This is a genomic window from Synechococcus sp. MVIR-18-1 (assembly GCF_014279835.1).
Taxonomy (GTDB): domain Bacteria; phylum Cyanobacteriota; class Cyanobacteriia; order PCC-6307; family Cyanobiaceae; genus Synechococcus_C.
Window position 1 is genome coordinate 1,187,350 of record NZ_CP047942.1, and the last position, 13,656, is coordinate 1,201,005.

Consider the following 13,656-nt stretch of genomic DNA (forward strand, 5'->3'; position numbering starts at 1 on the left):
TCTATGAACTGCTCTTGATCCGAAGGCCGATCCTTAGTCTTCGAGTTCGATCCTGGTGACCCAATGGCTGAATTCAGGATCTCGTCCTTGCGTAATCGACACGAGCCGTTGTCTTAAGGCATCCATTACCGGTCGATGGGTCGGTAAGACCGTGGATTCGAGTTGCCGAATCGGCGTAATTTTCGCTGCAGTTCCCGTAAGGAAGACTTCATCGGCGATACAGAGTTCGGTTTTGTCGACGGGGCGTTCGATCACCTGAAATCCCATGTGCTTTGCCAGCTCAATCACGCTGGAGCGGGTGATTCCCTCAAGAATGTCTTGATCAACTCCAGGGGTGATCAGGACTCCGTCGCGCACCAAAAATAGATTCATGCCACTGGCTTCGCTCACTTTTCCCCGCGTGTTCATGAGCAGGGCTTCGTCGAACCCGCTCGTGACTGCTTCCGTTTTGGCTAGTGAGCTTGTGATGTAAGCACCACTGATTTTTCCGCGCAGGGGAAGTGAGCGATCTTCCTGCCGGGTCCAACTACTAATGCGGCAACTCACGCCATCGGGAGAGAGGTAATCGCCGAGCTCTAAGCCGTAAATCAGAAAATCAGTCTCGATGTTGTGCAGACGTGGTGCGATGCCTAAATCACTGGTGTAAACAAATGGCCTCAGGTAGATGGGCGTTGTGGGCTTATTAGCCCTCAGCACCGCAACGAGAGCCTCCATCACGGTTTCTTCCGTGAGATCAGCGAGCAGGAGCTTGGCGCTCTGGGAGAGACGCCGGGCATGGCGGTCCGGGCGAAACAACAGCATGCCGCCAGGTTTTTCCGGATCTGGAATCGCGCGCATGCCTCCGAAAGCACCGGTGCCGTAATGAAGGGCATGCGTGGCGATCGAAACTTTGGCCTGGTCAAACGGGATGCAGCGGCCTTCAAACCAGGCGTAGGGAAGGAACTGATGCATCGCTCATTGATCGATGCTCAAATTTTCTCACTCACCTCGCTCGGTGGGTGTGATGTGATCAGACCAGAATGGAGACATGCATCGACTGAGCAGTCTTCCTGGCGCCGAAAGCAACGAGGTTTTCACCGTTGTTGAGCAACCGCCTGCCCCCATTCTTTTTCTGACTAGCGCTGCGACCGATATCAGTACGCTCTCCGCTTGTCTTCGGCAGCCAGAGCTGGGGCAGTGGAAGGAGCAATTGCGGGCTTTGCCGCTCGATTGCCTGCGACATCCGGCTCAAATTGACCACTATCTGGCCACAACGGGGCGAGCCGCCCGGGTGCTTGTGGTGCGCTTGCTAGGTGGGCGGGGTCACTGGAGCTATGGGCTTGAACAGTGCAGGCGTTGGCAGTCGACTGCCCCACAACGCACCTTGATCGTCTTGGCGGGGACCGCTGATCAAAACGACGAGCTCCATCCGATTGGATCGGTTTCTCCCACCCTTTCTCAACAGTTGGCTCTGTTGTTGCGCGAAGGCGGGATGCCCAACATGACCAAGGTTTTGAAGGCGATTCATCCCTTCATCACCAGTTGCACGGAACCTGAGGCCTTGAAGGACGCGCCCGATCTTCAGCCGGAACGGATGGCTGATCCAGCCCCATTTGATTGGCGTGATGAATCAGGTGCGAAGGTCGGAGTCCTGTTGTATCGGGCCCATGCCCGCGCCGCTGACACGGATTGGTGTGATCAACTTTTAACGGCGTTGCGAAGTCGTGGATTAGCACCGCGTGCCCTCTGGGTGAGCAGCTTGAGAGATCCCGTGGTTCAGGAGGGGGTGCAACGAGCATTTCAAGCGCAGGATGTTCAGCTGGTGGTCAGCACCACGGCATTTGCATCGGTGCAGTTTCAAGAGGCGGGACTGGGCACTCCGTTGTGGGATGGCCTTGATCTGCCTGTGTTGCAACTGCTTTGCTCGGGACGATCCAAACAAGCTTGGGACGCGACCACCCAGGGGCTCGATCCCATCGATCTCTCCCTTCAAGTGGTGCTTCCTGAGTTGGATGGACGCATCACCACGAGAATCGGTGCATTCCGTGAAGTCCAGGATGCGGAATCCAGTTTGTCGACCGCTGTCAAAAGTTTGGTTCCCGACGCTGCTGGGCTGAATTGGCTTGCGGACCATGCCCGTTGTTGGGTTGATCTTCGTCAAACGGACGCAGCAGAGAAGCGCGTGGCATTGGTGCTTGCGAATTACCCCGTTCGCAATGGACGTTTGGCCAATGGGGTTGGTCTGGATACTCCCGCTAGCACCATCAATATTTTGAATTGGCTTTCTGAAGCCGGTGTTGCGCTTGGCAGCGAGTCGTGTCCCGATGCGTCTCAAGCGCTGATGGCCCAATTGTTGTCTGGACGCAGCAACGATCCGGAGAGTTCTCACCTTCAGCCCCTTGCCTATCTTCCCCTCAACCACTATCTGCGCTGGTGGCGACAGCTCACGCCTGAAGCTCGAGCTCTGATTGAGCGCCGCTGGGGCTCACCGGAACAGGCCGTGGATCTGGAGGAGAAGGGATTTGCTGTGCATGGTCTTCTGCTGGGTCATGTGGCTGTGTTGATTCAGCCCAGCCGTGGCTACGACCCCGATCAGATCAGTGATCTTCATTCTCCGGATCTCCCTCCTCCACATCGTTATTTGGCTCAATATCTCTGGCTGCAGGAGGTGCATGGCACCCAGCTAATGGTCCATGTGGGCAAACATGGCAGCGCCGAATGGCTACCAGGCAAGTCGGTTGGACTGAGTGAGGCCTGTGGGCCAGGACTGGCGCTTGCTCCGATCCCTCACATTTATCCCTTCATCGTGAATGATCCTGGAGAGGGTTCCCAGGCCAAGCGTCGGGGCCATGCCGTGATTCTCGATCACCTCACTCCGCCCTTGGGTCGGGCTGGATTGCATGGATCTTTGCTGTCTTTGGAAGCCTTGCTCGATGAGTATGTCGAGGCTCGTCAGGTTGCTGCCGAACGCTGCGATCTGCTCGAGCAGCAAATCAAGCAGCTACTTCAACGTCTGGATTGGCCTTCCCTCCCCAATGCATCAAACGAAGCACCAAACGATGCATCAAGTTCTCCTGATCAAGACAACGAGTCTTGGGCCCGCTGTCTTGATCAGGTGGAAACGTATCTGTGTGAATTGAAGGAGGCGCAAATCAGAACAGGCCTGCATCGTCTTGGCAGCCAACCTGAACCGTTGATGCAGAGAGAACTTCTTCTGGCCATTGCTCGATCGCCCTCCGGTGGCTGTCAAGGCATCACTCAGGCGATGGCCAAGGTGATTGGACTGGAATGCGACCCTTGGTCGGATGAAGACGGTGCTCGTCTTAGCGCCCACGACTGCAGAACCCTCGAGCAGTTGGGTTGTGATCAGCCCAGACGTGTATCGGCAGCTGTGAGTTGGCTCGATGATCAAGCGCTCCGCTTGCTGGAGCAGATCACAGACGAGCCCTCTGAATCTCTGTGTCCTTTGCTGCAGCAGTGGCTTCAAGACAACAAAGAGCCTGCTCTGCTGCGCTTGCGCGACGAGCTGGTGCCGCGATTGTTGGCCTGTGCTTCCAGTGAAAAGACGGCTTTTCTTGCTGCTTTGGCTGGACGACGGATTGCTAGTGGACCCTCCGGAGCCCCAACGCGTGGTCGTCCAGATGTGTTGCCTACGGGTCGCAATTTTTATTCCGTTGACCTGCGCGGTCTTCCCACCGAAGCGGCTTGGGATTTAGGCCGGCGTAGCGCTGAGCAACTGTTGGATCTCTACCGACTCGAGGAAGGAGAAGATCTAAGGCACCTTGCGTTGTCGGTGTGGGGAACAGCCACGATGCGCAATGGCGGTGAAGACATCGCCCAGATGTTCGCGTTGCTGGGGGTGCGTCCTCTCTGGGATGGCCCAACTCGGCGCATGGTGGACCTTGAAGTGATTCCTTTAAGCCTGCTGGCTCGACCCCGGGTTGATGTCACCTTGCGGATGTCAGGACTGTTCCGCGATGCCTTCCCCCAGCTTGTGGGCTGGGTGAATCGCGCTGTGCAACTCGTCTCATCACTCGACGAAACAGACGGTGAAAACCCGCTTGCGGCGATCACCCGTGAGCAAGGGCCTCAATCGAGGATTTTTGGTTCAGCACCGGGAGCGTATGGCGCTGGATTGCAAGCCTTGATCGATTCGGGTCAATGGGACAACCAGGACGAACTTGGAGAGGCTTTTTTAGCCTGGAGTTCGTGGAGTTATGACAGTGATGTGCGAGCCCAGGCCAATCGAGAAGGGTTAGAGGCTGCTCTGCGTCACGTGCAGGTTGTGCTCCATAACCAGGACAACAGGGAACACGATCTACTCGATTCAGATGACTACTACCAGTTTCATGGGGGGATGACGGCTGCGGTGCGTCGTTCCGGTGGAACCTCAGTGCAGCCCTGGTTTGCAGATCACTCTCGCCAAGAACGGCTTCGCATTCATTCCCTCAGCCGTGAAATCGACAAGGTGGTGAGAAGCCGTTTGTTAAACCCACGCTGGATCCAGGGAATGCAACAGCATGGCTACAAGGGAGCCTTCGAAATGGGAGCCAGCCTCGACTATTTATTTGCCTACGACGCTTCCACGAATGCCGTTCCTGATTGGTGCTACGGGGCCATCTGTGATCAGTGGCTGTTGGAAGCTGGCACACAAGACTTTTTGACCCGGTCCAATCCCTGGGTTCTCAGGGATATGGCCGAACGTTTACTTGAAGCTGCCAACCGAGGATTGTGGTCTCAACCATCCCCTGATCAGCTTGACCAGATCAGGGGCTTGGTTCTTCAAGCTGAGGAGACTGTCGAGAAAGGAGGTCTTAGTTGTTGAGGTCGCGAACCATGGCCTTGAACGGATCAATCGATCCCGGTTTTGCAGAGGGATCCCGCGATTCCGGCGTGTTCTTGGGCTGAATTTCGGGCTCAGACTTCAATTCTTCCTTGCGACCCATAGGGGCAGCATCAGGCGCCATTGGCGTATTGACGCCAGCTGTGCGTAACGCATTCCCCTTCAGTTTTTGATCCAGTTGGGCCTGGGTCATCGTTTCGGCGAATGTCTTTTTGACAGGCTTAGGAATGCCGCTGGAGAGCAAAGACGGAATCGCGGGTTCCTCATTGGGCTTCTCATCACCCAATCCTTGGGTGCGCTTTCCAACGGTGACGTCCATTGCGTCGACCTTGGTCACCAACTCTTTGTTGCCAGGGTTGTCGGCGGTTCCGGGGAAGGTGCGACGAATGGTCTTGGCCTCTCGCATGTAATCCACGTTTCCGTAGGACGACGACGCGTCGGAGTCGAGATAGAAGGCTTCGGCTTTCGGCTTGGCACGGTCCTTCGGAAGGTCCTGTTGACCGTCGTCCTTGGAGCTTGAATTCAGCAGCCGATCAAAGAGGCCCATTCCTGTGATCCAGATCGATACATGAATTTAGCGGCCTTTTAGGTCCATACCGTGGGTATCGGTGCCGCAGCTACGCAAAAGGCCAAGGTTCTTCAACTGTTTGTCGATCGATTCACAGATCAATGGGGTAGGGGCCCAGCGTTGTTGCATGTCGTAGTCGTACCAAGCTTCACCACCGTCAAAACCCAGCTCTGCCGCCGCTTCAATCAAGGCGGAGAACCCCAATCTGTAGCGACCTGGATGAGCAAGGATTGCAAGCCCTCCGGCGCTATGGATGGCTTTGCGGACCTCACCGGCCCTTAGTGGAGCACCGACTGCAGCATCGCCGCTTGAATAGGGCAAAAGGGCAGGATGTCCTGGCGTAAAGCCAAGAGCCAAAACGTGGACCAAGCATCCGCGCAGGATGCAACTGATTTCCATCCCACTCCATAGCGTTGGCGTGGTTTCACCCCGATCGCGGGCGCGTTCCAGCCAAGCAACCATCGGAACGTAGGCAGCGGTCGAATGGTGATCGGTGACCGCAAGGTGACTCAGCTTCCGCTCAGTGGCTTGTTCAATCAGAGCGATCGGTTCCAGACTGCCGTCACTGCAGACGGTATGGCAGTGAAAATTCAGTAAGCCTGGGCAGCTCTCAGGACCAACCGTGTCAAGGACATCCCGCAACGGGTGATCGTCATGCATCTGGGACCGACTCCTGCGCAAGAGCTGCTTCACGAAGACGACGCCAGCGGGCATAAAACTGAATGGTTCCTGCCATGAACACCACCAGTCCGACGGTTAACCAGGTTGCCGCCCCAGTTGGGAACTGGGTCTTGAACACCACCAGCATCACCACGAGAACGAGCAACAGGGTGGGAAGTTCATTGAGGGCACGGAGTTGCCGTCCGCTCCATTGGCAGCTCCCAGCCTGAAGTTGGCCCATGAGTCGATAGCAGAACACGTGATACGCCACTAACAAGCCCACAAACCCGAGCTTTGCGTGCATCCAACCTTGCTGAAGCCAGGACGGCTGGGCAATCAACAGCCCTGCAGCCATCGTGACGGTAAGGATCAGTCCAGGTGTGGTGATGATGTTGGCGAGTCGCCGTTCCATCACGGCGTACTGCGCTTTGAAGGCTTCGCGTACAGGCGATTCCTCCTCCTCTGCTTCCACGTGATAAATGAACAGCCTGACGAGATAAAACAGACCGGCAAACCAGACCACCACCCCAACGATGTGAAGGGTCTTGAACCACAGGTAAGCCTCAGGTGGAAGCGTCAGTGTCATGACCCCATCAATCTCGCTTCGACAATAGAAAGCCGTTAGCTGAGCGAGTTAAGAAACTGTTGTGCGTTCATGTAATGCGTGTCTAAGACCTCTGGAGACATGCGATCAAGATTCCGAGCCATCATCGCCAGCCGTGGTTGCGAACGAAAAAAGTCTCCATGACGATGAATAAAGCTCCAGAACAAGCCATCCCAAATGCCACACCACTCTCCAGGTTTGTAGTCAGACATTTTGCGCACATAATTCGATCCTGATAAATATGGCTTACTCGTAAAGATTCCACCGTCAGCAAACTGACTCATTCCATAAACATTCGGGACCATTACCCAATCGTAGGCATCCACAAAAAGTTCCATGAACCAGGTGTAGATTCGGGTGGGGTGGAAGCCGCAAAGAAGCATCATGTTTCCAAGTAACATTAATCGCTCAATGTGATGACAATAACCAGTATTGAGAGCACGTTTAATAGCATCATCAATGGGCGGAATTCCTGTCGTTCCTTGGTAAAAAGCATCTGGGATGGGACGATCCTCAAACTTCCAAAAATTGCTGTTTCGCATCGTTACTCCGTGACGCAAATACATGGCGGCCATGAATTCACGCCAACCAATAATTTGTCTCAGAAAACCCTCCAAAGAATTCATAGGGATCTCACTCGCGTTTGCTGCTTCGAGCGTTCGGTTTAAAACCTGTTGGGGAGTGAGAAGTCCCAGATTCAGCATGGGTGTTAAAACGCTATGCCACATCACACGGTGCTGGGAGCTGATCGCATCCTCGTAGGTGCCAAAACCAGCCAGTCTGTTTTCAAGAAAAGTGTCCAACCATTGTTGTGCCGACAAGTGATCAACGGGCAAATCAAGTGATGGTTCGTCAGGAACACTGATGCCCTTGGGAAGTTTTTTACGGTTGTCTGCGTCAAAACTCCAACGACCACCCACAGGAGCCCCCTGATCATCGATCAAAACTCCCAGGCGTTTGCGCTGCATTTGGTAGAAATTGGCCATCATTGGCTTGCGCCGGCCATTGAAATAGTCATCCATCACTTCAGTTGGTGTGAGCAACATCGGAGTGGGCAAAATTTCTACGACGCAACTTCGCTGTTGCAGGGTCTTTCTGACTCTCTTGGTTAAAAGATCGTCGACGGGATCAGCGAGGTAAAACGTTTGATATCCAGAGTCGATCAGTTGATTCAGCAGATCTGACGTCTGTTGCTGTTTGTTTGGCGTCAGGGTAAGAACGCTATGGCCTTTGGATTCAAGGCGCTTCTGATACGCCAGCATCGATTGTTGATGCAATTCGAGCTTGCGTGGATGGATGGTGAGTGGCCACTGAGGGTCACCTCCAAGGATCAAGCCGTCAGCAATCAGGGCAATGCTTCTGTTGGCACGAATGCCGGGATGGTGTTCAAACAGCTGATGGGGGAAAACAAGGGTGATGTCCATAGCGTCTTAACCGGCTTCTCCCGCCAGTCGACAGGCACGCTTTCCGAGAGCTGTTGCTGGGATTCGATCCACCAGTCCACCTCGTGGGCTGAGCTGTTGGTTGCGGCAATCCATCACCACCCGTTCGCGATGCCTTTGTTGATCTTCCAGGCGCATGCGCAATTGCCAGTGATTTTTGGCGCTGCGGGTGATCTCATCGGCGCACACCACACCTGTACATAGACCAGGTGCAGCGAGAGCCCGATCAGGACTGATCAGCGTGATGGCGACCCCGATCAAAACTGTGAAGATCAGATTTGTGGCTTGAAAGCACCTTTTCATGCCGTGTCCTCGCCTGCCATCACCACGTTGTTGTCATCCAAGTCTTGAGGATGAAAATAGGCGCGGATCTGTTTGGCCAGCGAGAGTCCCACCCCGGGGGCTTGATGGAGCTGATCCACGCTTGCGAGCTGAATGGCATCAATCGATTGAAAGTGGGCCAGAAGATCTCGTACGCGTTTTGGGCCTAGTCCAGGAATATCGGAGAGGCGTGAGCGTTTCATCCGCTGGCCCCGTTGCTGTCGATGGAAGGTCACCGCAAAGCGATGCGCCTCGTCACGCAAACGTCGCAACAAGGCCACCCCGAGTTGATCGGGCTCGCTTTCAAGGGGTTGCTTGGCTTCTGGGAGGAAAACCTCTTCTCGTTGTTTGGCCAAGGAACACACCACAAGATCCTCATGCAAATCCAATTCGCGCAAAGCTTCCATCACGGCTGATAGTTGACCTTTACCTCCGTCAATCATCACGACATCGGGCCAGTCATGCAGTCCGTCCATGTTCAGACTGCTGCTGGATTGACGCCTGATTTGAACCAGGTCAGCACCCTCCGCTTTCACGCGGGCCCACTTGCGAAAGCGCCTGCGCATAATTTCTGCCATGGCCATGAAGTCATCGCTATGACCGGCCTGAATGCTGCTGCTTTGGATCTTGTAACGGCGGTAATGCTGCTTAGCAGGAAGCCCGTCTATAAAAACCACCTGGGAGGCAACAGCATCACTGCCTTGAATATGACTGATGTCATAACCCTCGATTCGCCTTGGAGGTGTGGCTAATTCAAGAAGTTGAGCGAGATCTTCATTCGCTAAAGCTTGTTGTTCTTGGCTTTGGCGAGCACGGCCTAGTTCAAATTCAGCATTACGCATGACCAAATCAATGAGATCAGCTTTTTGGCGCCGTTGGGGATGCAACACCTGAACTTTGCGCTCTCTTTGCTCGCTGAGCCATTCGGCAATCAAAGGCTGTTGAGGAAGCGGATGTTGCACTAAGACTTCTGGAGGAATTTCAACAGCATCAACCTGGCTGTAGTGCTCTTCAATCACCCGCTGAAGAATTAATCCTGCCTGCAGGTCTGTTGCGTCTGCTGCAAAGCCAAGCCTTCCCACGAGTTTTCCAGCTCGCATCTGGAACAACTGAATCGCGGCAAAGTGCTCATCTTGAGCAACAGCAAGAACATCTCTGCTCACGGATGCATCCGGCAAGCTCATTTTTTGATCTGCCGTTAATTGATCAATGCCTTGAAGTTGATCGCGTATTCCAGCAGCAGATTCAAAATCAAGTCTCTCGGCGTATCGCTCCATCTGCTGGTTGAGGAGTTGCCTGAGCTCATCGCTCCGCCCTTGAAACACCATCGCAACTTTGCGTAAAATCTGGTGATAATCCTCCGAACTAACCTTTTCCTGGCAAACACCTGGACAACGTCCAATGGAATAATTGAGGCAGGTACGGTTTGGATAGAGAGGTCGTGGACGTTGGCGTAGAGGAAACACACGTTTCACAAGAAAGAGGGTTCTTCGTAGTAATCCCACATCTACATAGGGTCCGTAAAAACGATCCAGTGGACTTCGAAATCTTCGACGTCGAGTGATGAAAATTCGGGGGTAGGGTTCGCTCCAGGTAATGCAGAGATAGGGATATTTTTTATCATCTTTAAGCAACACATTGAAATGCGGTTGCTGGTTTTTGATGAGATTCGATTCCAGAGCGAGCGCTTCTGCCTCGCTGTCAGTCACGATGAATTCGATTTCGCAGATCTGACGCACCATCAAGCGAATGCGTGGGCTCAGGTCATGGCTGCTGCGAAAGTAGCTTCGAACCCTGCTGCGCAAGGTTTTTGATTTTCCGACGTACAGCAAGCGGTCGTCGGCATCGCGCATGAGATAACAGCCCGGCTCAGGGGGAATCTCTTTCAGGCGCTGTTCCAGGCGCTCCGGTTGCTCAAGCAAAGGACGCTGCATGTGTTGAATCTAGAGACCCTGCGCTGCATAGGATCCGATCAGTCCTTCATGGCTGATGCGCGCTCTCTACCCGGGCAGTTTTGATCCTCTCACTCTTGGACATCTCGATTTAATCGAACGTGGATGTTCTCTATTCGGAGAAGTGGTTGTCGCCGTTCTCCAGAACCCAGGGAAGTCCCCCGCTTTCAGCCTTGAGCAGCGGCTGGAGCAAATCACCCAGGCCACCTCTCATCTGCAGGGGGTCACGGTGACCAGCTTTAACGGCCTGACGGTGACCTGTGCTCGCGACCATCAGGCCCAGTTGATTTTGCGCGGCTTACGAGCGATGAGTGATTTCGAATACGAGCTCCAGATCGCTCATACGAACCGATCTTTGGATTCTGAATTTGAAACCATTTTCCTCAGTACCGCTGCCCACTACAGCTTTCTGAGCAGTTCAGTTGTGAAGGAGGTAGCTCGATTTGGCGGTCGTGTTGAACACATGGTCCCTCCGGTGGTGGCGGAGGACCTCAAGAGGTTCTTTAATTCGGCTTTATAAGTCAGTTGCGATGAGCGAGATCCAGTTCTCCGTGCTCGACCAGCTCGACCAGCTCGAGGAAATTGTCCTCGAAGGTAGCCGCATTCCTTTTAGTGGTGGAAGGCTGGTAAATGAGCAGGATGCCGTCGAGATCATGGATGGCGTTCGAGCATCGCTGCCTGGGCAGGTTGCTCAGGCTGATCAGTTGCTGCAAAAGAAGGATGAGTTCATCACCTCAGCCCGCAGTCAGGCCGACGAAATTGTTCAAAAAGCTCAGATTCAGCGCGAACAGCTTGTAAGTGCTGCTGCGGTTCGGCAGGAAGCGGAGCGCCAAGTGAATGAGATGAGAGATCAAGTTCGCCAGCAGTGCGAACAGCTCCTCCAGAGCTCTCGCCAGCAGGCCGCTCAAATGGAGCACGACATGCAGTCCAAGCAGGTTCAGCTGGAGCAGCAATTTGCTGCGCGTCGGCAACAGTTAGAGCAAGAGGCCTTGCAACGCCGTCAACAGCTCGATCAGGAAGCGCTCGAACTGAAGCGCCAATTGGCCGAGCACCATGAACGCAGCCGACAGCAGTCAGCTCAGGAGCTCGAGCAGATTCGTAGTGAAGGGGTCAAGCTTCAGAAAGAAGCCCAATCAGAAGCTGAGCGTATTCATCACGATGCACTCCAGTTTCGCCAGCAGACCCAACAGCAGTGTGAGTCGTTGATTCAGCGCACACGTCACGATGCCGCATCTGTTCAGGACGGTGCCAACCGCTATGCCGAGCAAACGCTTGGTGAGCTTGAGCAAAGACTCAAAGAGATGGCCCAGGTGGTTTTGGCCGGTCGCCAGGAGCTTGTCAAAATTCAGATGATTCGCCCCGACAGTTCTGCACCTGAGACAGAGACCTCTGAAGCGAAAAACCGTCAGGGGAAAGCAGTGACGATGAACAAAGCACGTCGTGCCGCGTCCCGTCTCAGATCGATGAAGGGCACGGGCTGAGGTTGTAAACGATCCTCAAAATCTGGCCGATCGTTGCATTCGGTCGGCTAGCACCATTCGAGATCATGCTCACATACCTAGGGCCATCGCTGGTTTGGAGGATTCCAGAAATCGAGCGCACCCCACTGATGGTTCCTGTTTTCCCCCAAAACTTGCCTTGGATCGGTGAGCCGATGAAGTAATTGCGCAGCGTTCCGCGCTGTCCAGCAATCGCCATCGAAGCTTGGTAGTAGGCGGCGTAAGGATGTTGATCCATCCGCATCAGCAACGCTGCGATGGTCTGACTCGACACACGGTTGTTGCGCGAGAGACCACTGCCGTCTGCAACCCTGAGCCCCCTCACGGGGATTCCTTGTTGTTGCATCCAACGATGTGCGGACGCCGATGCAGCGCGGACATCCCATTGGTCAGCTGCTTGTCTCAGCAACACTTCTGCCGTGAAGTTGTGACTTTCGGTGTTGGCAAGGCTGAGCAGAGCATGCATCGGAGCAGAAGTCTCCTCATGCAGCACGATCTGATCATCGCTTTGTTGAGTCTGTTGAGTCTGTTGAGTGTTGGTGATGGGTCGAGCTTGTTGCACTTGGACGGATCCGCCGCGACGCTTCACTTCTTTTTTGAACAGCGTCTCTAACCGCCTGTAGGGATCGCTCACGGCACCTCCCAACGCATTACTGGTTAGGGCCAGCCGAGTAATTGGGGCTCCATAGGCATAGGCGCGATCTGCAGGGTGCCAATCGTTTGGCCACCAATTTTGACGAGGTTCCTCTCGCACCATCAAGTTCACGGGCCCGGCAGAGGCTCCCCGCGCTCCTCCCTGGCCCATAGCGGCCATGGCAAAACGCTGTAAACCGGCAATTCCTAGATCAGGATCACCTTGACCCTTGAGCTCAAGGGTTCCATCAGCACGTTGCACTAACTGTGTTCGCAAGCGGAAATCTGGACCTAATTGGTCGAGAGCGAAGGCCGTGCTGATGAGTTTTTGGTTGGAGGCTGGAATACGTGCCATCGCGCCATTCACATCACCCAACAGATCACCATTGCTGTTGACCACTGACACGCTCCAAGCCCTGGCAACGGGAGCGATCAAGCGATTCAAAGCTTGCTGTAGGGGTTCACATGAACGACCCCGTTGTTGAAGATCAGGAAGAGGTTGGTCGGAGGGCGGTGCTGGAGGGGTTAGTAAAAAAGGCTCCGCACGACCAGGCATCGATGCTGTAGTTGTTGCCGCCAGCGTTAGGAGAAGGAGGGCTGCTTTCATTGCACCTTGACGCCGCTAACGGTCCCATTCAGGCGGTAAAGAGCACCTTCAAGTTCCACGGGTGTGCCGACTTTCAACTTGGTACCGGCGAGAACCACGCCAGATTTTGAAACTGTTGCATCGCCTTCCAACACAAAGCGAGCATTCAGATCGTTAACGCTTGCCCGGTTGGGATCGGGTGCTGTCACGACGGATCCATCAGGTTGTACCTGTACCAGCACTCGGTTGATGTCGTCCACGCGAATCAACTTGACGCTTCCGGCGGGCTGATTCCGAATAATGATGCTCGTCCTTCCAGAGGCAAGGGCGTCCTGGACCAAGGCTTCAGGGTCTGCAGCACTCACACGACGGACGTCAACCATCACCTGCACGGATTTCACTGACCCGTTTGCTTTGGCTAACGCGTTGGTGAGCTTGGGACTCCAAAGAACACCACCAAGGGCCCCTAGGGCAATCAGTCCAGCAGTGGCATCAAGAGCTGAGAACCCTCGTAATCGGTTTCCTAAATCCATACCCATTCCGATCACCTGGTCACAGTAAAAGCGTTA

The 13,656-nt window shown here is 54.4% G+C and carries 12 protein-coding genes; 3 read left to right on the plus strand and 9 right to left on the minus strand.

The window, feature by feature from the left end; genetic code table 11:
• Positions 1-33: 33 nt before the first annotated feature.
• A complete protein-coding gene (locus tag SynMVIR181_RS06255; RefSeq protein ID WP_186590369.1) occupies positions 34-951 on the minus strand; it encodes a branched-chain amino acid transaminase in 918 nt (305 codons plus the stop codon).
• Positions 952-1,027: 76 nt separating this feature from the next.
• Between SynMVIR181_RS06255 and cobN the strand changes: the two genes are divergently transcribed.
• Entirely contained in the window at positions 1,028-4,804 is a 3,777-nt protein-coding gene (gene cobN / locus SynMVIR181_RS06260; RefSeq protein ID WP_186590370.1) for a cobaltochelatase subunit CobN, read from the plus strand.
• Here cobN and SynMVIR181_RS06265 read toward each other — a convergent pair.
• Genes SynMVIR181_RS06265 through uvrC form a run of 6 tightly spaced genes read right to left on the minus strand, consistent with a single transcriptional unit; the run spans position 4,794 to position 10,351 of the window.
• Entirely contained in the window at positions 4,794-5,369 is a 576-nt protein-coding gene (locus tag SynMVIR181_RS06265) for a hypothetical protein (RefSeq protein ID WP_186590371.1), read from the minus strand. The genes cobN and SynMVIR181_RS06265 overlap by 11 nt on opposite strands.
• Before the next feature lie 27 nt (positions 5,370-5,396).
• A complete protein-coding gene (locus SynMVIR181_RS06270; RefSeq protein WP_186590542.1) occupies positions 5,397-6,050 on the minus strand; it encodes a PHP domain-containing protein in 654 nt (217 codons plus the stop codon).
• A complete protein-coding gene (gene hemJ, locus SynMVIR181_RS06275; protein ID WP_186590372.1) occupies positions 6,043-6,636 on the minus strand; it encodes a protoporphyrinogen oxidase HemJ in 594 nt (197 codons plus the stop codon). Before hemJ ends, SynMVIR181_RS06270 begins: the two co-directional genes overlap by 8 nt.
• A gap of 35 nt (positions 6,637-6,671) precedes the next feature.
• Entirely contained in the window at positions 6,672-8,078 is a 1,407-nt protein-coding gene (locus tag SynMVIR181_RS06280; protein WP_186590373.1) for a cryptochrome/photolyase family protein, read from the minus strand.
• Between the two features lie 6 nt (positions 8,079-8,084).
• A complete protein-coding gene (locus tag SynMVIR181_RS06285) occupies positions 8,085-8,399 on the minus strand; it encodes a hypothetical protein (protein ID WP_186590374.1) in 315 nt (104 codons plus the stop codon).
• Positions 8,396-10,351 (minus strand): excinuclease ABC subunit UvrC, encoded by a 1,956-nt coding sequence (gene uvrC, locus SynMVIR181_RS06290; protein WP_186590375.1) that lies wholly within the window; start codon positions 10,349-10,351, stop codon positions 8,396-8,398. Before uvrC ends, SynMVIR181_RS06285 begins: the two co-directional genes overlap by 4 nt.
• A 55-nt stretch (positions 10,352-10,406) precedes the next feature.
• On the opposite strand from uvrC, the gene coaD reads away from it, so the two are divergent.
• Positions 10,407-10,889 carry a pantetheine-phosphate adenylyltransferase gene (gene coaD / locus SynMVIR181_RS06295; RefSeq protein WP_186590376.1) on the plus strand — a complete coding sequence of 161 codons (483 nt, stop codon included), beginning with the start codon at positions 10,407-10,409 and terminating at the stop codon, positions 10,887-10,889.
• Between the two features lie 10 nt (positions 10,890-10,899).
• Positions 10,900-11,850 (plus strand): hypothetical protein, encoded by a 951-nt coding sequence (locus tag SynMVIR181_RS06300; protein ID WP_186590377.1) that lies wholly within the window; start codon positions 10,900-10,902, stop codon positions 11,848-11,850.
• Here SynMVIR181_RS06300 and dacB read toward each other — a convergent pair.
• A complete protein-coding gene (gene dacB / locus SynMVIR181_RS06305) occupies positions 11,825-13,108 on the minus strand; it encodes a D-alanyl-D-alanine carboxypeptidase/D-alanyl-D-alanine-endopeptidase (RefSeq protein ID WP_186590378.1) in 1,284 nt (427 codons plus the stop codon). The two genes, SynMVIR181_RS06300 and dacB, sit on opposite strands and share 26 nt — an antisense overlap.
• The gene (locus tag SynMVIR181_RS06310) at positions 13,105-13,620 is read right to left on the minus strand and encodes a DUF4330 domain-containing protein (RefSeq protein ID WP_186590543.1); all 516 of its coding nucleotides are present in this window, start codon (positions 13,618-13,620) and stop codon (positions 13,105-13,107) included. The genes dacB and SynMVIR181_RS06310 overlap by 4 nt, the downstream gene beginning before the upstream one ends.
• Positions 13,621-13,656: the final 36 nt, after the last annotated feature.

Excerpts from the sequence above, each read along its gene's own strand:
- SynMVIR181_RS06255 (WP_186590369.1), bottom strand. The coding sequence starts at position 951 with ATGCATCAGTTCCTTCCCTACGCCTGGTTTGAAGGCCGCTGCATCCCG.
- cobN (WP_186590370.1), top strand. The coding sequence starts at position 1,028 with ATGCATCGACTGAGCAGTCTTCCTGGCGCCGAAAGCAACGAGGTTTTC.
- SynMVIR181_RS06265 (WP_186590371.1), bottom strand. The coding sequence starts at position 5,369 with ATGGGCCTCTTTGATCGGCTGCTGAATTCAAGCTCCAAGGACGACGGT.
- SynMVIR181_RS06270 (WP_186590542.1), bottom strand. The coding sequence starts at position 6,050 with ATGCATGACGATCACCCGTTGCGGGATGTCCTTGACACGGTTGGTCCT.
- hemJ (WP_186590372.1), bottom strand. The coding sequence starts at position 6,636 with ATGACACTGACGCTTCCACCTGAGGCTTACCTGTGGTTCAAGACCCTT.
- SynMVIR181_RS06280 (WP_186590373.1), bottom strand. The coding sequence starts at position 8,078 with ATGGACATCACCCTTGTTTTCCCCCATCAGCTGTTTGAACACCATCCC.
- SynMVIR181_RS06285 (WP_186590374.1), bottom strand. The coding sequence starts at position 8,399 with ATGAAAAGGTGCTTTCAAGCCACAAATCTGATCTTCACAGTTTTGATC.
- uvrC (WP_186590375.1), bottom strand. The coding sequence starts at position 10,351 with ATGCAGCGTCCTTTGCTTGAGCAACCGGAGCGCCTGGAACAGCGCCTG.
- coaD (WP_186590376.1), top strand. The coding sequence starts at position 10,407 with ATGCGCGCTCTCTACCCGGGCAGTTTTGATCCTCTCACTCTTGGACAT.
- SynMVIR181_RS06300 (WP_186590377.1), top strand. The coding sequence starts at position 10,900 with ATGAGCGAGATCCAGTTCTCCGTGCTCGACCAGCTCGACCAGCTCGAG.
- dacB (WP_186590378.1), bottom strand. The coding sequence starts at position 13,108 with ATGAAAGCAGCCCTCCTTCTCCTAACGCTGGCGGCAACAACTACAGCA.
- SynMVIR181_RS06310 (WP_186590543.1), bottom strand. The coding sequence starts at position 13,620 with ATGGATTTAGGAAACCGATTACGAGGGTTCTCAGCTCTTGATGCCACT.